Annotated in this window: 21 protein-coding genes and 1 other RNA gene; 6 read left to right on the top strand and 16 right to left on the bottom strand. The window is 65.2% G+C overall.

The window, feature by feature from the left end; all coding sequences use genetic code 11:
- Positions 1 to 28 precede the first annotated feature (28 nt).
- Both rpoD and AC07TU_RS10680 read left to right on the top strand, forming a co-directional pair.
- Positions 29 to 2,053, top strand: a complete 2,025-nt coding sequence (gene rpoD / locus AC07TU_RS10685; protein WP_495187890.1) for an RNA polymerase sigma factor RpoD — start codon at positions 29 to 31, stop codon at positions 2,051 to 2,053.
- Positions 2,054 to 2,192: 139 nt separating this feature from the next.
- A complete protein-coding gene (locus AC07TU_RS10680) occupies positions 2,193 to 3,296 on the top strand; it encodes a hypothetical protein (protein WP_495187889.1) in 1,104 nt (367 codons plus the stop codon).
- A gap of 285 nt (positions 3,297 to 3,581) precedes the next feature.
- Here AC07TU_RS10680 and AC07TU_RS10675 read toward each other — a convergent pair whose 3' ends face one another.
- From AC07TU_RS10675 to AC07TU_RS10655, 5 genes are all read right to left on the bottom strand, one after another.
- Positions 3,582 to 3,992, bottom strand: a complete 411-nt coding sequence (locus AC07TU_RS10675) for a hypothetical protein (RefSeq protein WP_495187888.1) — start codon at positions 3,990 to 3,992, stop codon at positions 3,582 to 3,584.
- Between the two features lie 85 nt (positions 3,993 to 4,077).
- On the bottom strand, positions 4,078 to 5,217 hold the full coding sequence (locus tag AC07TU_RS10670) for an ABC transporter permease (protein ID WP_495187887.1): 1,140 nt from the start codon (positions 5,215 to 5,217) through the stop codon (positions 4,078 to 4,080).
- Positions 5,214 to 6,146 (bottom strand): ABC transporter ATP-binding protein, encoded by a 933-nt coding sequence (locus tag AC07TU_RS10665; protein WP_495187886.1) that lies wholly within the window; start codon positions 6,144 to 6,146, stop codon positions 5,214 to 5,216. Before AC07TU_RS10665 ends, AC07TU_RS10670 begins: the two co-directional genes overlap by 4 nt.
- Positions 6,143 to 7,111, bottom strand: coding sequence for an HlyD family secretion protein (locus AC07TU_RS10660; RefSeq protein WP_495187885.1), 969 nt, complete (start codon positions 7,109 to 7,111; stop codon positions 6,143 to 6,145). Before AC07TU_RS10660 ends, AC07TU_RS10665 begins: the two co-directional genes overlap by 4 nt.
- A complete protein-coding gene (locus AC07TU_RS10655; RefSeq protein ID WP_495187884.1) occupies positions 7,108 to 7,722 on the bottom strand; it encodes a TetR/AcrR family transcriptional regulator in 615 nt (204 codons plus the stop codon). Before AC07TU_RS10655 ends, AC07TU_RS10660 begins: the two co-directional genes overlap by 4 nt.
- A 184-nt stretch (positions 7,723 to 7,906) precedes the next feature.
- Here AC07TU_RS10655 and AC07TU_RS10650 point away from each other — a divergent pair, with 184 nt between their 5' ends.
- Positions 7,907 to 8,572: a DUF6975 family protein gene (locus AC07TU_RS10650; protein ID WP_495187883.1), complete on the top strand. Its 666-nt coding sequence runs from the start codon at positions 7,907 to 7,909 to the stop codon at positions 8,570 to 8,572.
- Between the two features lie 53 nt (positions 8,573 to 8,625).
- Here AC07TU_RS10650 and AC07TU_RS10645 read toward each other — a convergent pair whose 3' ends face one another.
- Positions 8,626 to 9,075: an MliC family protein gene (locus AC07TU_RS10645; RefSeq protein WP_495187882.1), complete on the bottom strand. Its 450-nt coding sequence runs from the start codon at positions 9,073 to 9,075 to the stop codon at positions 8,626 to 8,628.
- Positions 9,076 to 9,219: 144 nt separating this feature from the next.
- Here AC07TU_RS10645 and AC07TU_RS10640 point away from each other — a divergent pair, with 144 nt between their 5' ends.
- The 3 genes from AC07TU_RS10640 (at position 9,220) to AC07TU_RS10630 (ending at position 10,690) form a co-directional block, all read left to right on the top strand.
- The gene (locus AC07TU_RS10640) at positions 9,220 to 10,065 is read left to right on the top strand and encodes an AAA family ATPase (protein WP_495187881.1); all 846 of its coding nucleotides are present in this window, start codon (positions 9,220 to 9,222) and stop codon (positions 10,063 to 10,065) included.
- A gap of 19 nt (positions 10,066 to 10,084) precedes the next feature.
- Positions 10,085 to 10,246 (top strand): hypothetical protein, encoded by a 162-nt coding sequence (locus AC07TU_RS10635; RefSeq protein ID WP_495187880.1) that lies wholly within the window; start codon positions 10,085 to 10,087, stop codon positions 10,244 to 10,246.
- Between the two features lie 186 nt (positions 10,247 to 10,432).
- The gene (locus AC07TU_RS10630) at positions 10,433 to 10,690 is read left to right on the top strand and encodes a YjhX family toxin (protein WP_495187879.1); all 258 of its coding nucleotides are present in this window, start codon (positions 10,433 to 10,435) and stop codon (positions 10,688 to 10,690) included.
- 56 nt (positions 10,691 to 10,746) lie between these two features.
- On the opposite strand, the gene AC07TU_RS10625 is transcribed toward AC07TU_RS10630, so the two are convergent.
- From AC07TU_RS10625 to rnpB, 10 genes are all read right to left on the bottom strand, one after another.
- Positions 10,747 to 11,748 (bottom strand): NADPH:quinone oxidoreductase family protein, encoded by a 1,002-nt coding sequence (locus AC07TU_RS10625; protein WP_495187878.1) that lies wholly within the window; start codon positions 11,746 to 11,748, stop codon positions 10,747 to 10,749.
- Positions 11,749 to 11,843: 95 nt separating this feature from the next.
- A complete protein-coding gene (gene leuD / locus AC07TU_RS10620; RefSeq protein ID WP_495187877.1) occupies positions 11,844 to 12,431 on the bottom strand; it encodes a 3-isopropylmalate dehydratase small subunit in 588 nt (195 codons plus the stop codon).
- Between the two features lie 91 nt (positions 12,432 to 12,522).
- A complete protein-coding gene (locus AC07TU_RS10615) occupies positions 12,523 to 12,663 on the bottom strand; it encodes a hypothetical protein (protein ID WP_495187876.1) in 141 nt (46 codons plus the stop codon).
- 3 nt (positions 12,664 to 12,666) lie between these two features.
- Positions 12,667 to 14,103, bottom strand: a complete 1,437-nt coding sequence (gene leuC / locus AC07TU_RS10610) for a 3-isopropylmalate dehydratase large subunit (protein WP_495187875.1) — start codon at positions 14,101 to 14,103, stop codon at positions 12,667 to 12,669.
- A gap of 86 nt (positions 14,104 to 14,189) precedes the next feature.
- The gene (locus AC07TU_RS10605; RefSeq protein WP_495187874.1) at positions 14,190 to 14,954 is read right to left on the bottom strand and encodes an enoyl-CoA hydratase; all 765 of its coding nucleotides are present in this window, start codon (positions 14,952 to 14,954) and stop codon (positions 14,190 to 14,192) included.
- Positions 14,951 to 15,433: a MarR family winged helix-turn-helix transcriptional regulator gene (locus AC07TU_RS10600; protein ID WP_495187873.1), complete on the bottom strand. Its 483-nt coding sequence runs from the start codon at positions 15,431 to 15,433 to the stop codon at positions 14,951 to 14,953. Before AC07TU_RS10600 ends, AC07TU_RS10605 begins: the two co-directional genes overlap by 4 nt.
- 37 nt (positions 15,434 to 15,470) lie before the next feature.
- Entirely contained in the window at positions 15,471 to 16,133 is a 663-nt protein-coding gene (locus tag AC07TU_RS10595; protein ID WP_495187872.1) for a ferritin-like domain-containing protein, read from the bottom strand.
- A 77-nt stretch (positions 16,134 to 16,210) separates the two neighbouring features.
- Positions 16,211 to 16,786: a hypothetical protein gene (locus AC07TU_RS10590; RefSeq protein ID WP_495187871.1), complete on the bottom strand. Its 576-nt coding sequence runs from the start codon at positions 16,784 to 16,786 to the stop codon at positions 16,211 to 16,213.
- A 127-nt stretch (positions 16,787 to 16,913) separates the two neighbouring features.
- Positions 16,914 to 17,867 (bottom strand): NAD-dependent epimerase/dehydratase family protein, encoded by a 954-nt coding sequence (locus tag AC07TU_RS10585; RefSeq protein ID WP_495187870.1) that lies wholly within the window; start codon positions 17,865 to 17,867, stop codon positions 16,914 to 16,916.
- Between the two features lie 35 nt (positions 17,868 to 17,902).
- Positions 17,903 to 18,299, bottom strand: an RNA gene (gene rnpB, locus AC07TU_RS10580) — RNase P RNA component class A.
- Positions 18,300 to 18,304: the final 5 nt, after the last annotated feature.

Genomic DNA, 18,304 nt, shown 5'->3' with positions numbered 1-18,304 from the left:
GCCGCCATCCGGTTTTCGAAGGCAATCGATGGCAAAGGCAATGATGACAGACGGCGCGGACACGACCGAGGCTGGCGACGCGCCGCTGATCGACCTCAATGAGGGGTCAATCAAGAAGCTCGTCGCGCGCGCCAAGAAGCGCGGTTACATCACCGTCGACCAGCTCAACGAAATGCTCCCGCAGGATCAGTTCACCTCGGAGCAGATCGAGGACGTGATGTCGGCGCTGTCCGACATGGGCGTCAACGTCGTCGAGAATGAAGATGTCGGCGAGGACGAGCAGCCCGAGGACGACACCCCGGACGAGGTGGATTCGTCCGACAAGGACGACGAACCCTTCGAGATCGCGAAGAAGAAAGAGACGGTCGATCGCACCGACGATCCCGTCCGCATGTATCTGCGCGAAATGGGCGCCGTCGAGCTGCTCAGCCGCGAGGGCGAGATCGCGATCGCCAAGCGGATCGAGGCCGGCCGCGACACGATGATCCTGGGCCTGTGCGAATCGCCGATCACCTTCAACGCCATCATCGGCTGGTCGGACGCGCTCAACGAAGGCACGATGCAGCTGCGCGAAATCCTCGATCTCGACGCGATGCTCTCCAAGGGGCCGTCGGCCGAGCAGGTCGAGGGTGCCGAAGAAGACGATAACGGCGAGATCAGCGAGAAGACCGCCGGCACCTCGTTCAAGGAAGAGGAGGAGCCCGAAGAGGTCTCCGCCGACGATGATGACGACGAGATGACCGAGCGCCGCACGCCGCGCCCCTCGGACGATGAGGAGGAGGACAACACCCTCTCCCTCGCCCAGATGGAAGAGACACTGAAGCCGCAGGCGCTGGAGCGCTTCGCGAGCATCACGTCGATCTACAAGAAGTTCAGCAAGGTTCAGCAGCAGCGGCTCGACGCGATGGCGGCGGGCGGCGAGCTGACCGTTGCGGACGAGAAGAAGTACCAGAAGCTGCGCGAGGAGCTGACCGCAGAGGTCGAGTCCGTGCAGTTCCACCAGGCGAAGATCGAGTATCTCGTCGACCAGCTCTACAGCTTCAACCGGCGCCTCACCGCGCTGGGCGGCCAGATGCTGCGCCTTGCCGAGCGGCACAAGGTCAACCGCAAGGACTTTCTCGACCGCTATATGGGCCATGAGCTCGACGAGAGCTTCATCGCTTCGGTCGAGAAGATCGACAAGAAATGGGCAGCGTTCGCAGCGAATGAGGGCGCGGCGGTCGACCGCATCCGCGTGGAAGTGAGCGAGATCAGCCAGCAGACCGGCATGGCGCTCACCGAATTCCGCCGCATCGTCAACATGGTGCAGAAGGGCGAGCGTGAGGCGCGTATCGCCAAGAAGGAAATGGTCGAGGCGAACCTGCGCCTCGTCATCTCGATCGCCAAGAAATACACCAACCGCGGCCTGCAGTTCCTGGATCTCATCCAGGAGGGCAATATCGGCCTGATGAAGGCGGTCGATAAGTTCGAGTACCGCCGCGGCTACAAGTTCAGCACCTATGCGACGTGGTGGATCCGTCAGGCGATCACCCGCTCGATCGCCGATCAGGCGCGCACCATCCGTATTCCGGTGCACATGATCGAGACGATCAACAAGCTGGTCCGCACCAGCCGCCAGTTCCTGCACGAGCAGGGCCGCGAGCCCACGCCCGAGGAAATGGCCGAGCGCCTGTCGATGCCGCTCGAAAAGGTCCGCAAGGTGATGAAGATCGCCAAGGAGCCGATCAGCCTCGAAACGCCGATCGGCGACGAGGAAGACAGCCATCTGGGCGACTTCATCGAGGACAAGAACGCGATCATCCCCGTGGATGCCGCGATCCAGGCGAACCTCAAGGAAACGGTCACCCGCGTCCTCGCCAGCCTCACCCCGCGTGAAGAGCGCGTGCTGCGCATGCGCTTCGGCATCGGCATGAACACCGATCACACGCTTGAGGAAGTGGGCCAGCAGTTCAGCGTGACCCGCGAGCGTATCCGCCAGATCGAGGCGAAGGCGCTCCGCAAGCTCAAGCACCCGAGCCGCTCGCGGAAGATGCGGTCGTTCCTCGACCAGTGATCCGGGGTCAGCGATAGAAACGGAAAGGGCGGGATTTTCCCGCCCTTTTTCGTGTTGTTAGCGTTCCGTGGTTGCACCCGCGCCTATCGTGGCATAGTCATATTATGACTTATCATAATATGAAATGGAGAGCGGTGAGATGGTACGGCGGACGATTGCGATTGCGGCGACCCTGTTGGCGACGGCATCCGTGTCCGCGCAGAACTATAATCTCGACCAGCGCGACGCCAGCTTCCGCGAGAAGCTGACGATCATCGAGGAAACGCAGGGGCCCGTGATCGGTCCCGACAGCAATCAGCTCGGCGACAACAAGTCCGGCTTCGAGACCGGGATGACGCTCAAGATCGACGGCACCTACCATCTCTTCATCTCGGAGATGTTCGGCCGTCCCCATCTCGATCTGCGCATCGCCCACTGGACCAGCCCCGACGCGACCAACTGGACGCGCCAGGGCACGGTGGTCGAGAGCGTACCCGGCCGGTCGCACCTCAACCACCGCTCCGAGGTCTGGCTTCAGGGCGTGATCTTCGACGAGAAGACCGATCGCTGGAACCTGTTCTACATCGCCTATCGCGGCGGCAACCGCGAGAAGGGCGAGGCGCTCAACCTCGATTACGAGGGCATCGCCGTCCGCGCCGTGTCGCAGACACCCGGCCGCAAGGGCATCGGCGGCCCGTACAAGGACGCCGATGTGTCGATGGCCCCCGGCGGCAAGGATGCCGCCAAATGGGAAGGGCAGCAGGGCCTCGACAGCTTCTTCCCCTACAAGGTCGGGAACAAGTGGGTCGCGCTGCACGGCAGCCACAATCATTTCCCGGTCTCACCCTGGTATGTCGGCGTCGCAACCGGCGACAGCCTGACCGCGAACAAATGGACCCGCGTGCCGAGCGAGCAGCCCTCGCCAATCGAGAGCCTGTTCATCGAGAACCCGATCGTCGAGAAACTGCCCAACGGCCATTACATGGCGCTCTACGATTCCAACCACTTCACGCCCGTCCAGCCCGATCTGCCGGCACGGCCCAACAATTCGGTCAGCTACAGCGTATCGAAGGACGGCATCCGCTGGCATCAGGGCCGCTCGCTGATCGTGCAGAGCGACGCGAACAACTGGGCCTCGGACCTGCGCACGCCGCTCGGCCTGGTGGCGGAGGGGAACGGGATCTACACGATCCTCTATACCGGCCGCATGAAGGACCGGCCCTTCTGGGCGATCGGCAAGGTCAAGGTGAAGCTCACCGAGTGAGCTGAACTGTGCCGATCGCGCCGCGTGCGTCCGCTATCGGGGGCCTTGACGCCTGACCAGCGCCAGGGTGCCCTTGCTACCGCCGGAACGACTGCGAATGGGTGGATTCCGGAAATTGCCGACCGGCAACAGACCGCCCGGAAGTTGACGAAGTTACGCGGAACGCGATTTATTCTGTCAACTTTGTTGACCTTGTCCGGCGCGGGTTCCGGGGACAATCGAACCGAACGGACCGATGCAAGCAAATCAATTCCAACATTGCAAGCGAGGTCGGGAATTGGGTGGTTATCGATCGTCCAGCTCATCGGCTCGTTGGTTTCTTATCTGGGGAGTCTCCTGACTTAAGTCTGCCCGCCCGGAGTATTTTTTCCACTCACGTTCGCGACGGCGCTGCCATGAGCAGAACATGTCAGTAGAGATTTCACCTACGCAGCCGATGGCCGCGACATTGCGTCTTTCCACATCCTGGCCTTCGAGCCGTGACAGAGCTGCGGCCCAACTGCCCGGGGCGACAAACACTCGCAGCAGCTTGTCCTCTTGCTCCTCTTCGCGAACCTGCTGAAGTCGATCGGCGTCTATCGGGCTTCGTTCGTGCTGCGCCTGCGCGCGCGCGTCTTTGACAAAAAGGTCAGCACATCCTCCCTGCAACAACAGAGCGAGAACGAAGATATTCTTGAGCAGATGTCGTTTACGCATTCTGGCAGAATACACGCGCTACCGGCGTCCGCTACGGGGTCGTTTGCCGACCGTCCATCTTATAGTTGGGGAAGCCTCCCGCTCCTCACTCCAGCGTATCGCCATAGCGCCGCACCGCGATCACCGCGAACACGGCGCCCAGCGCGGCAAGGATCAGCAGCTGGGTCAGCGCCTCGCTGGGGTACCAGCCCTTGAGCATCACCCCCCGCACCACGCGGAGGTAATGGGTGACGGGCAGCAATTCGCCCAGCCACTGCGCCCAGCGCGGCATGCCGGCATAGGGAAAGGCGAAGCCGGAGAGCAGGATGCTGGGCAGGATGTAGAAGAAGCTCATCTGCATCGCCTGCATCTGCGTCTTGGCGAAGGTCGAGAGGGTGAAGCCGAGCAACAGGCTCACCGTGATGAAGACGAGCGTCGCCAGCGCCAGCAGCCAGGCGGCTCCCGCAAAGGGCACGTGGAAGATCAGCCCCGCCAGCACCACGATGATCACCGTCTGCGCTGCGCCGATCAGCACATAGGGCAGGATCTTTCCCGCCATCACCTCCAGCGGGCGAAGCGGCATCGCCAGGAGGTTCTCCATCGTCCCGCGCTCGCGTTCGCGCGCCACGGCGATCGAGGTCATCATCACCATCGTCATCGACAGCACCACCGCAAGCAGACCCGGGACGATGTTGTGGCTGGTGATCCCCTCCGGATTATAGCGGCGCTGGATGACGACCTCGACCGGCGAAGGGGTTGCCGCGCGCGACGCGAGCGGACCGATCAGGTCGTGGCGAAGGCCGGAAAGCACCGCCTGCTCCACCGCGAAGGTCGCATTGCCCGTGGCTGCCGGATCGGTCGCATCGGCCAGCACGAGCAGTTGGGGCCGCTCACCGCGGATCAGATCGCGCGTGAAGTTGCTCGGCACGACGATCAGGAACTGCACCGATCCGCGGCGCAGCATCGCCTCCCCCTCTCCGGGCTTGCTCACCGGCACCAGCTCGAAATAGGAACTCGCACGAAGCGAATTCTCGACGGTGCGCGTGATCGAGCTGTGATCGTTCATCTCCAGCGCCGCGCGCAGATGGCGGGGATCGTTGTTGATCGCGAAACCGAACAGGATCAGCTGGACGAGCGGAAGCCCGACCACCATGCCGAAGGTCAGTGGATCGCGGCGCAGCTGATGCACCTCCTTGACCAGCACGGCCCAGATGCGTCGCCAGGCGAGGGCGAAACCCTGTGTCATGCGCGCGCTTCCGTACTGTTATCCGTCGCGCCGCGCATCAGGTGGATGAACACATCCTCCAGCGTCGGTTCGGTCTCGCGCCAGCTGATCTCGGGCGCGATGTCCGCCACCGCGGCGCGCAGCGCCGCCATGTCGCGGCCGCAGACATGCACCGTCGGCCCGAACGCAGCGGCCATCGCCACACCCGGCGCCTTTTCCAGCTTCGGCGCGAGGCGATCCGCGCCCGGCCCCTCACCCGCCAGCGCGACCAGCCCCGATTGCGCGACGATCTCTTCCGCGGTCCCGCGCGCGAGCAGCACGCCATAGGCGATGTACGCGATGTCGTGGCAGCGCTCGGCCTCGTCCATATAGTGGGTCGAGACGAGCACGGTCGTGCCCTCCGCCGAGAGCATATGGACCTGATCCCAGAACTCGCGCCGGGCGAGCGGGTCGACGCCGGCGGTCGGTTCGTCGAGCAGCAGGATTTCGGGATCGTGCAGCACGCAGGCGGCGAGCGCGAGCCGCTGCTTCCACCCGCCCGAGAGCGTTCCGGCCAGCTGATCGGCGCGGGTTTCAAGCCCCAGCCGCTCCAGCGCGGCATCCACCCGCTTCGTCTTCTCGTCCAGCCCATAGGCGTCGGCGACGAAGGCCAGATTCTCGCGGATCGTCAGATCCTCGAACAGGCCGAAGCGCTGGGTCATGTAGCCGATGCGGCGCTTGATCAGCTCCCGCTGGGTGCGCAGGTCCATCCCCAGCACCTCGCCGCCGCCGCCGTCGGGGATCAGCAGCCCGCAGATCATCCGCAGCGTCGTGGTCTTGCCCGATCCGTTGGGGCCGAGGAACCCGCAAATCCGGCCGCGGCCGACCTCAAGGCTGACATTATCGACCACCGTCCGGTTGCCGAACCTTTTGGTCAGCCCCTCAACCGAAATGGCCGCGCCATCGGTCACCGCGGCTGCACCTCGACCGGCAGGCCCGGACGGAATTTCTCGATGCCACCGTCCGGATAGGCCTCCACCAGGAAGACCAGCTTGGCACGGGCTCGCTCGCTGTAGATCACCGGCGGAGTGAACTCCGCCTGCGGCGCGACGTAGCGCACGGTAGCCGCGATGGGACCGCCGCAACCATCGCAGGTGACCGTCACTTTCACTCCCGGCTTGAGCGCAGCGACCGACGACTGCGGGGCATAGAAACGGATCTTCACCCGGCCAGGCGGCAACAGCCGCACCACCGGCGTGTTCGCAGGCACCCATTCGCCCGGGTTGAAATAGGTCTGCTCGACCAGCCCCGCTGCGGGAGCCAGCGGCGCGATCTCCTCGCCGCGGCGGCTCTGGGCGGCGATCGCAGCCTGGGCCGCCGCGATCTGGGCATCGGCAGCAGCGATCTGATCGACGCGGCCGGCGAGTTCGCCTGAGGCTTCGCTGGCCTGGGCCTGGCTCAGCGATGCGCGCGCGCCGTCCGCCGCCGCACGCGCCGCGTCGAGCTGGCTCTTGGTAGCGAATCCGCGCTGGGCGAGCGTCGCGATCCGCTGATACTCGCGTGCGGTCCGCGTCACTTCGGCCCCCGCCGCTGCCTGCTGCGCGCGAGCGATGTCGAGTTCGGCCGGCCGCTGGCGCGCCTTGGTCAGGTCATCGCGCTGCGCTTGCGCCGAAGCGAGCTGCGCCTGCAGCCGCTTCAGCTCCGCCTCGGTGGTCGCAGCATTGAGTGCGAACAGCGCCTGCCCCGCCGCAACCTGTCCACCGCGCTGGACGTTGAGCGCAGCGAGCTGGCCCGAGACCGGCGCCGCGACCTCGATCGCCTCGCCCTCGACATAGCCGAGCCAGGGTTCCGGCCCCTCATCGCGCCCGAACGCCCACCAGATCAGCGCGGCCAGCACCGCGATCCCGATCGCCGCCAGCGGCAATATCCGTTTCATGCGCGCACTCCCGCAAGCAGCCCATTCAACACGATGTCGATATGCGAGGCCGCGAGCCCCTCCATATCCACCGGAACGGCGCCGATCGGCTCGAACACCGTCTTCCACAATGCGCCGAGGAGCAACGCACCGGCGACCGTCCGAGCCGTCAGATAGGGATCGACTCGCCGGAAACTGCCGTCGGCGATTCCCCGCGCGACGATGCCGGCAACCAATGTCAGGATGCGATCGACGACGCGATCATGATAGGTGCGCGCGATCTCCGGAAAATTGCCGCCCTCGCCGATCACCAGCCGCGGCAGGAATGCGATCTCGGGCTCGGCGAGCTGGCGGGCACCCAGCCGCACCAGCGTCTCGAGCTGAACTGCAGGAGGGGCAGATTCCACCTCCGGCGGAAGTGCGGCGGGCAGCCGCGTCAGCAGCATCCCGTCCACCATCTCGCGGAACAGCGCCGCCTTGTCGGCGAACTGCAGGTAGAGCGCAGCCTTAGAAATGCCGACCCCCGCCGCCACATCCTCCATCCGCGTTCCGGCATAGCCGCTCGCCGCGAACTGGACGCGTGCTGCGTTCAGGATCGCCTCGCGGCGATTGGGCGGAGTCCGGCGCGGCATGGATAATAAATAACTGACCAGTCAGTTATTGTGAAGCCAGATTTCCTTTGGTCGCTCCGGACGACCCCTTCACCGTGGTAAACCGCGTATCAACCAGGTCTTTACGTGGTTCGGTATAGACCTGTGGGTCACAGCAGTTCCGCAGGCGCCGGATCGTCCGGTGCGGATCAAACGCGGGGATCGAATGGCTTTGAAGTCGGTGCAGACGGCAGGACTTGGCGGCGCTTCGGGCACGCTGACGGCGCTCGTCGCCGCAGACGGTAGCGCGAGCCACCGCTTTCTTGCGCGGCTTACCACCGGCATCGCGCCGATGCGCGATCTCGCCGACGCCGTGCATATGATCTGCCTGCTCCACGCGCGCCACCCCGATGTCGTCGAACAGGCCAGCATTCATTCGCGCGAACCGGCCACTGCGGGCTGGATGGCGCAGGCGGCCGAGGGATTCTCGGCGGAACGTGCCTTCATCGTCCGCCTGGTCGCAGCGGCGGGGCCACTGCCCAGTACGCCGGGGCAGGCCCAGTCCGAAGCCGCCGTCGCGGCCCAGCGTCACGCGCTGGATATGCTCGCCCAGTCCGACCGCACTGGCTGTGCCGACGGCACGGCGATTGCGCTCGTGCTCGATTGGCCGGTGATCCGCGGCCTGCTCGATATTGCAGCTGGGCGTATGGGACTCGATTCGCCCGAATCGTTCCTGCCTCCGGTGCACGAGACCGCAACGGTGATCGATGCGCTCGCCGCCACGTTGCCGGCTGAGCGGGCGATGCTGTTCGGCGCCCAGCAGATGCTGGCCCAGCATCGCGGCATCTGGGACGTACTCGAAGCCCGCGCGTCCGCCCGCGACATGCTCTGACGCGAAAGGGCGGGACGCTCCGCGCACCCCGCCCTCCCGATCGTCGCGTCAGATCAGCTCTTGCGTTCGCTGCAGCTCGAAACCTTCTTCTCGTCGGCATCGGTGCCGCCGACCTTACCTTCATAGAGCGTGCCTTCCGGTCCCTTGGTCCACCAGACCAGGGTCTTGCCCGCCGATCGGCCCTGATCGGTCGCATATTTGGCGCCGCTCGCGGCCTGAACGCCGGTCAGGTCATAGCTCTTGTCGCCGATCGTCAGCTTCGCCTTGGGCATCACACCGCTATTGTCATAGGTGGCGCTGAGCAGCAGCGCGGGCATGCAGTCATAGGCCGCAGTCAGCGGCGCGGCAGCGGTGCTATTAGCCGGCAGCGTCTCATTCGCCGTCATCGCAGGTTCGGACGTGTTCGCCGGTGCGGTCTCGCTCTTCTTGCCGCAACCGGCGAGGAGCGCGAGCGCGAATAGCGGCGAGGTGGCAAGAAGGATTCCGGAATACGGCTTGGGCATCGGACGTTCCTCTCTTCTGCGCGGCGATGAGTCGAACCGCGGCCGGACCTTACGAAAGCACCGGGATACAGGCAAACAGCTTGCGTCCCGGCGCCCAATCCCGCTACCCCATACCCGATCTTCCAATTTCCGGCGGGAACACAGATGCGCTTCGAAGGCACCCAAAGCTATGTCGCGACCGACGATCTCAAGGTCGCGGTCAACGCCGCGGTCACGCTGCGCCGTCCGCTGCTGGTGAAGGGTGAGCCGGGGACCGGCAAGACCGTCCTTGCCTATGAGATCGCCAAGGCGGTTGGCGCGCCGCTGATCGAGTGGAACGTCAAATCGACCACCAAGGCGCATCAGGGCCTGTACGAATATGACGCCGTCGCCCGGCTGCGCGACGGTCAGCTCGGCGACGAGCGAGTCCACGACATCTCCAACTATATCCGCAAGGGGAAATTGTGGGAGGCCTTCACCTCCCCCACCTTGCCCGTGCTGCTGATCGACGAGATCGACAAGGCGGATATCGAATTCCCGAACGACCTGCTCCAGGAACTCGATCGCATGGAATTCCATGTCTACGAGACCGGGGAGACGGTCCGCGCGACCGAGCGCCCGATCGTCGTCATCACCAGCAACAACGAGAAGGAGCTGCCCGACGCCTTCCTGCGCCGCTGCTTCTTCCACTATATCAAATTCCCCGATCGCGAGACGATGCAGGCGATCGTCGACGTCCACTTCCCCGGCATCCAGAAGATCCTGGTGAGCAAGGCGATGGATATCTTCTACGATATCCGCGAAGTCCCCGGCCTCAAGAAGAAGCCGAGCACCAGCGAGTTGCTCGACTGGCTCAAGCTGCTGCTGCACGAGGACATGCCGCTCGACGTGCTCCAGTCGCGCGATCCCAGCAAGGCGATCCCGCCGCTCCACGGCGCATTGCTCAAGAACGAGCAGGACGTGATGCTGTTCGAACGGCTGGCGTTCATGGCACGGCGGCAGGCGAAGTGACCCACGGCGCCGGATGCCTGTGCGGCGCCGCCCGTATCTGACCTTCATCCGCGCCGGCGCGCTCGACGACCCGAACCTGCGCGCGCCCGAAGCCGTGATCTGGACCGGCGCGGCGCCCGAATGGGCATGCCTCGATCCGCAGCTGCCCCAGTACTCGGCTCAGATCCCGCTGGTAGCCTGAATCAATCCGAACGGCCGGCCAAGGTTTCCGGCCTATTTGACAGGAACCGGCGCGGTATCCTACCCACGCGTCATGTCTGAACTTGTGTGAACCTCATGCGTCCCGGTGACCGGGACTGTCGGCGATCGATATGCGTTCGCGCACGATTTCGCTCGCCTGAGATCCGTCTCACACACGAGTTTACCAATGAACATCTCACGACTGGAGCAGCGCGTCCTGCACGTGCTGGCTCAAGGCGGCTATATTCGTCACTGCCGTGACGAACACGGCCGGGTTTACGAAGTCCTGTGCTTCACGCGCGAGGGCTATGTGCTGTCGGACTGCACGCTGGGCATCTTCAAGGCCTTGCGGCGCAAGCGCCTGATCGAGTCCCGGGCTTCGGCGCCCTATCGCATCTCCCACACGGGCCGATGCTCGGTGCGGGCGCAACTCGACAACCGCTGACACCCGTAACCGGTGGCAGGCAGCCCGCGACGGGCTCGCCTGCCACCACGCGGTGTTCAGTCCGCCACCTTCACCACCAGCTTGCCGATCGCGCCGCGGCTGGCGAGCTTGGCGATCGCCTTGCCGCCGTCCTCGAAGGCGAAGGTCTCGCTGACATGCGGGTTGATCTTGCCCTCTTCCCACAGCCGGAAGAGATGATCGACATGCGCGGCATTGGCCTTGGGATCGCGTGCGGCGAAGGCGCCCCAGAACACGCCGCACACGTCGCAACTCTTGAGCAAAGTGAGGTTGAGCGGCAGCTTGGGAATGCCGGCGGGGAAGCCGACGACGAGGTAGCGCCCCTCCCACCCGATCGAACGCAGGGCCGGCTCGGCATAGTCGCCGCCGACCGGATCATAGATCACCTGTGCGCCGTCCGGCCCGACCGCGGCCTTGAATTGCTCGGCCAGCGCCTTGGACTGATCCTTGTCGAATGGCGCGCGGCCATAGACCACCGTCTCGTCGGCACCGGCAGCCTTGGCCGCAGCAGCCTTCTCCTCGCTCGACACGGCCGCGACGACACGCGCGCCGAATGCCTTGCCCAGCTCGATCGCCGACAGGCCGATGCCGCCCGCGGCGCCCAGGATCAGCAGCGTATCGCCGGCCTTCAGATGCCCGCGGTCGAGCAATGCGTGGATGCTGGTGCCATAGGTCATCAGCAGCGAGGCGCCCTGCTCGAAGCTCTTGCCCTCGGGCAGCGGGAATAGCCGACGCTGATCGACCGCGATCTTCTCGGCCATCCCATTCCAGCCGGTCATGCCGAGCACGCGGTCGCCGGGCTTCAAGGCGGTGACACCCTCACCTACCGACTCCACCACGCCCGCAATCTCGCCGCCCGGGGCGAACGGGCGCGGCGGCTTGAACTGGTATTTGTCCTCGATGATGATGACGTCGGGATAGTTGAGCGCGCAGGCCTTGATCGCGACCACGACCTCACCCGGTTTCGCGACCGGGTCGGGCAATTCACCGATAGTTAGAGTTTCAGGTCCGCCCACTTCCCGCGACAGCAAGGCCTTCATCCGCTCTCTCCCATGCCACGCATTTTCAAGTCGGGCGCCAGCCCGGCGCCAGAAAATGCGATCCTGTAAGCCAGCTCGAAGCTGACCCGGAGGAGTCAGGTTCGAGCGATCCACGGGCGCGAAGCGGCGACCGTCGATTCGTATTTCGAAATCACGGTATCTTTTGCCAGCGTCAGACCGACCTCGTCCAGCCCCTGCATCAGGCAATCGCGGCGGAACGGGTCCATCTCGAAGGTGAAACGGTCCTGATAGGGCGTCGTCACCGTCATCGTCTCGAGATCGATCGTGACGGAATCGGTCTTCGCCACCTCGACCAGCCGGTCGACCGCTTCCTGCGGTAGCACCACCGCGACGATGCCGTTCTTGAACGCGTTGCCGGAGAAGATGTCCGAGTAGCTCGGCGCGATCACCGCGGTGATGCCCATATCCTTGAGCGCCCAGGCGGCATGTTCGCGGCTCGACCCGCAACCGAAATTCTCGCCCGCGATCAGGATCGGCGACCCGGCATAAAGCTCGTCGTCGAAGATGTTGCCCGGCTCCGCGCGCACGCTCTCGAACGCGCCCTTGCCCAGCCCTTCGCGGCTGATCGTCTTGAGCCAGTGCGCGGGGATGATGATGTCGGTGTCGATATTCTTGGCGCCCCAGGGATAGGCACGCCCCTCGACCTTCTTCACCGGTTCCATGTCTACGCTCCAATCATCGCTGGACGACGCGCACCGGCAAGGGCGCCCGCCCCTGCCCGGACGGCCGCCCGCAAGCCTTCAATTCGTTCGATCAGCGGGCGACGCGGCCCTGCGGCTTCGTCACGCCCGGCTTTGCCGCCGGTGCGCCCGGCTTCGCATTCGCCGCCGCATAGACCGCCGCCGCGCCGCTCAGCACGGTACCCGCCACCAGCAACACCAAAACACGCTTCACGGGTCATCCCCCTACAAGGTCACGCACGTCGGTGAGCCTTCCCGTTACCGCCGCCGCCGCCGCCATTGCGGGTGAGACAAGGTGGGTTCGGGCCCCCGGACCCTGCCTTCCTACGAAATTCCGGTTGGAAGTGGAAGCACAGCGTTCCCCGGCCGGCACCTTGTCCGGATTCATCGCCAGGCACATCGAGCAGCCCGGCTCGCGCCATTCGAACCCGGCCTCCAGGAAGATGCGGTCCAGTCCCTCGGCTTCGGCCTGGCGCTTGACCAGGCCCGAGCCCGGCACGATCAGCGCCTGACGGATGCCGTCGGCGACATGGCGGCCCTTCACCACATCCGCGGCGGCGCGCAGATCCTCAATCCGGCTGTTGGTGCAGCTGCCGATGAAGATGTTCTCGACCGCAATGTCCTGCATCCGCGTCCCGGGGGCGAGGCCCATATAGTCGAGCGACTTCTGCGCCGCGACGCGCTTGGCGGGATCGGCGAAGCTCTCGGGATCAGGCACGACACCGGTGATCGGCACCACGTCCTCTGGGCTCGTTCCCCAGGTAAGCGAGGGGGCGATGTCGCTGCCGTTGAGCGTGACGACGCGGTCATAGACCGCACCCGCATCGGTCGGCAGCGTCTTCCACCACGCCACCGCCTGTTCCCATTGTTCGCCCTTGGGTGCCATGGGGCGGCCCTTGAGATACTCGAAAGTCTTCTCGTCGGGCGCGATCAGGCCCGAACGCGCGCCGCCCTCGATCGACATGTTGCTGACGGTCAGCCGCCCCTCGATCGACAGCGCGCGGATCACCTCGCCGGTATATTCGACGACATAGCCAGTACCGCCCGCAGCGCCGGTCTTGCCGATGATCGCGAGCACCACGTCCTTGGCCGAGACGCCGAAGCCCAGCGTGCCGTCGACGCGGATCTCCATCGTCTTCGACTGGCTCAGCAACAGCGTCTGGGTGGCGAGCACATGCTCGACTTCGCTGGTACCGATGCCGAACGCCAGCGCGCCCAGCGCGCCATGCGCCGAAGTGTGGCTGTCGCCGCACACCAACGTGGTACCGGGCAGCGTGAAGCCCTGTTCCGGCCCCACGACATGGACGATGCCTTGCTCGGCCGAAGTCGCGCCGAAATAGTCGATGCCGAATTCGGCGACGTTGCGCTCGAGCGCCGCGAGCTGCTGCGCGCTCTCGCGATCGGCGATCGGCAACCGGTTGCCCGCCGCATCGACGCGTGGCGTGGTCGGGAGGTTATGGTCCGGCACTGCTAGGGTGAGGTCGGGCCGCCGTACGCGCCGGCCATTGGCGCGAAGCCCTTCGAACGCCTGCGGGCTGGTGACTTCGTGGACAAGGTGACGGTCGATATAGATCAGGCACGTGCCATCGTCGCGGCGTTCCACGACGTGCGCGTTCCAGATCTTCTCGTACAGGGTGAGCGGTCTGCTGGACATGATGCCGCCCACTTACGCCTTTGTTGCGCCGGAGCAAGCACAGGCGGCATTTTCGTACGTGAAGCTGGGGTTGGGCGACGCCCCGTTCAGCTGAACTGGGTGAAGTCGGGCTCGCGGCGCTGGGCAAAGGCCATGAAAGCTTCCTTTGCCTCGGGACTTTGCAGCCGCGCGGTGAACTCCTTGCCTTCCACCGCCATCTGCCCGGTGAGCTGCTCCGCATCCCGCATCAGCCGCTTGGTCGCCTGGATCGCGCCCAGCGGCTGTCGTGCGATACGCGCCGCAGCGGCCTCGATCGCGTCGACCAAGTCGCCAAGCGGGACAACCGCATTGGCCAGTCCCCACTCGACCGCCTGATGCGCTTCGACGGCCTCGCCGAGGGCCAGCATCGCAAAGGCCCGCAAATGCCCGATCCGCGCGGGCAGGAGCAGGCTCGACGCGGCCTCGGGGACCAGGGCGAGATTGACGAAGGGCGTGGTCAGTTTCGCATCCTCGGCAAGAACCACATAGTCGCAGTGCAGCAGCATCGTCGTACCGACCCCGACCGCACGGCCCTGAACCGCGGCGATCAGCGGCTTGGTCGCGCGCGCCAGGGCCTGAATGAACCGGCTCACATTCCGCGCGCCGTCATCCGGCTTTGCCGCGGCGAAATCCGCCAGATCATTGCCCGCGGTGAACATGTCGCCCTCGCCGCGGATCACGACGACGCGGGTGGTGCTGTCGGTCTGCGCACCCTCGATTTCGTCGGCCAGCACACCGTACATCGCGTCGGTCAGGGCATTCTTCTTCTCGGGCCGGTTCATGACCAGCGTCAGGATGCCGTCCGCCTTGCTCACAATGATGTGCGCCGTCATCTCACCATCTCCCTTGGAAATTTCTCGCGAACCGCGTCCAGCCAGCGTGCGACCACCGCCAGTTCGGCGTCGTCAAATCCCTCACACAATCTCTCGTTGAGCTGCCGCGCGACAGGCACCGCCTCCGCGCGGCGCGCCTTCCCGGCCTCGGTCAGCGCGATATTCCACGCGCGTCCGTCGTTCGGATCGGGGCTGCGCGAGATCAATCCATCGCGCGACATGCGGTCGACCAGCCCCGAAAGCGCGGATGCGCTGAGATCCAGCGCCTCACCCAGCTGCCCCAGCGGCATCGGGTCGCCGCTGGCGCTCAGCGTCATCAGCAGCCCCGCGCGCGCCGCGGTCTTGCCCTCGGCATCGCCCTGTGCCGCCGACAGGAGCCGCCGGTGCGCGACGTTGAGCAGGAACAGGAAGCGCGGTTTGCGCCCCGGACCGCGTTGCCCGTCCGTCAAGGATGCCGAATCGCTTCGCATACGAAGCATTTATTTCGTATACGAAGTATAAGGGCAAGCGCATCGTTCATACAGGCCCTGCCGCGGCATCTCCGGCATCCGCCCAATCCCCCCGCCGCCTGAGCCAGGGATTGAGGAACAGCACGGGCAGCTTGAAGAACAGAAGTTCGGAATGGATGAATCCGTCGATCGCGCGCTCCCACCATCTGGGGTCACGCTTGCCGTTCGCCTTGAGCCAGCCGTCATAGGGCGCCCAATGGCTCGGCTCGTCGCGATGGATCACTTCGAAGATGCGGATCAGCGCACGATCATGGCGGACCAGCGGGTGGCGCAGCAGGATCTCGACCTGGCGAAACCCGCGCTGCTCGGTGAGCGAGATGACGCGGCACAATTTCTCGAACAGGTCATCGCGCGCGATCACTGCGTCGGTATCAAGGTCGTCGATCGTCTGGCGGAACATGATCTCGACGAAGCGGTCGATATGGCCGCAGGTGCGATCGACCGTGAGCGGCATCTTGCCGCGCAACTCGAACCAGCGCTTGAACATCGTATAGTGTTTGTACTCGTCGGCGCGATGCTTCTCGATCGCAGCGATCAGCGCATGGTCGTCCGGAGACCGTGCCCGCACCGCCTCCAGTACCCGGTCGATGCTCGTGTAACCGCGATGCTCGTTATAGATATATATCGAGCAGAGAAGGTCGAGATAGCGGCGGCAAAACCACGCGATCATCGGCGGATGCTACGCCTACCCCAGCCCCGCGGCAAGCGCGCCGCGCCGCGGGGACAGCGCTATTTCGGCTTACCCGTTCAGCCGTACCAGATCGCGGCGATACGCCCGCCCACCAGCCCGAAATTCACGCGCCGTTCGACGTAGTCATCGGTGATCATGTCGCCGACGGTGTAGACGCGGCACGGGCGGCCATAGAGTTCGGCGATCGTTGTCGGCGTGCCGCCCCCGCCGAGCAGGCCGATCGTCTTCCCGTCGGGAACTCGCACGACATAGCTGCCTTCGCTGCCCGCGAGCAGGCGCGGAGCAAAACTGCCCTCACTGCCGACCGCGAGCCGTGCCGCATAGCTGCCTTCGCTGCCAGCCAGAAGGCGGCCGGCGTCACCATCCACCCAGGGCCGGAACCCGATCGGCCCGACAAAGCCATGAAAGAGCAGCCAGAAGCCAAGCTCGGTCAGTTCGAACGCGTTGACCTGACCCGTCGGCGCCCCGCACAGCGCGATGACCGGCCCCGGGAGCGTGCGCTTCTCGCCGCCCAGGATGTTCTCGCCGCCGATGATCGCCGCCAGCGCAGCGCGCGCCTCATCCAGCGATTCCTCGACGCCAAACCCGCATTGCAGCGTACCGTCGTGCCGCCAGACCCATGCCGATGTCATGATAGTTTCCCCCTCTCCGCAACGGTGGAAACGCAAACGCGACCCGGGCCACCGGGTCAGGCCGGGAGTATCGCCGGCCAGCGACAAACCACAACCGCCGCCCGGCCCGAAGCGGATCAAACTGCGGCTACGCGACTTCCTTGGGTGAGATATAGTCCGCGTCATGTTCGAACGGCAGCGGTCCGCCGTCGCGCAGGACGCCTAGGATTTCGGCAAATCCGGTTTCGAAGGCGAAGTCCAGCTCGCGCATGATCCGCCGGCTGTCATAGACCCGCCCGATCCGCTCGGGCAGCACCCAGCCGCGCGCGGCGTAGAGGCCCGGCGCCTCCGGAAAATAGCGCGCGATCACCGCAGCGGCATCCTGTTTGAGCTCCGCTGCATCCTCGCGCGAGAATGGCGTCGGTGCCGAGACGAGATAGGTGCCGAAGCCGATCTCCTGCGCCTTCTCCAGCGCCGCGATATGCGCGCGCGCCGCGTCCTCGACCGTCAGCCGGCGGTGAAGGAACTCATTGGCCTTGAGATTCTCACCTGGCGGGAAGCTGTGCGTGTCGTCATCCTCGGGGAAGAAACGGCCGGTACGCAGGACGATGTTGGCAAGGCCATGCTCGGCATGAAACAGGCGGCAAAGCTGCTCACCGGCATATTTGGTGACGCCGTAGATATTGCGCGGCTCGATCGGGCCGCTGTCCTCGTCGAGCCATACCGCAGTGTCCCCCGCCTCGTCGCGAATCGCCTGGCTGATCATCAGCGAGGTGGTGGAGGTGGAGACGAAGCGGTCATGCCCCGCACGCACCGCCGCTTCGAGCAGGTTGAGCGTCCCGGTCACGTTGACCTCGACGAACGTCTGTTTGGAATAGCGGACGATATCGGGCTTGTGCAGCGCGCCGCCATGGATGACGGCTTCGATCCCGTGCTCACCAAACACGCGGTCGATCAGCGCAGCGTCGGCGACGGTGCCGACCACATCGGTATCCGCGCCCGGCGCGACGTCGAGGCCAATGACCTGATGCCCGGCCTCACGAAGCATGGGCGCAAGATAGCGGCCGAGCCAGCCGGACGAACCTGTCAGAAGAATACGCATGGCGGCGCGATTAGCCGGTTCGCACGCGCAGCGAAAGTGCCAGAGGGCCTGTAAGCCGGGTTCTGTCCACGCGGCCCTTTCCTTACGGAGGTGCACGCGATGGGCGACCATTCCTCTAGGCCTGCACTTGCGTGCAGGCTCAAGCAATCAACCCGGACCGCAAGGCGGAACACCCCATGCGCGGTCCCTATTCGATCTTGCTCCCGGTGGGGTTTGCCATGCCGCTTCCGTTGCCGGTCGCGCGGTGCGCTCTTGCCGCACCCTTTCACCCTTGCCCTTAGTCCGAAGACCAGTGGGCGGTCTGCTCTCTGTGGCACTTTCCCTGACCCCGGCCGAAGCCGGAACCGCCGGGCGTTACCCGGCACCGTGTTTCCGTGGAGCCCGGACTTTCCTCGGTGTACCGAAATACAACGCGGCCGCCCGGCCCTCTGGCGCGG

Source organism: Sphingomonas sp. GW821-FHT03E12 (assembly GCF_059420685.1).
The sequence above is the reverse complement of the archived record's forward strand: the minus strand, read 5'-3'. Positions and strand labels throughout refer to the sequence as shown.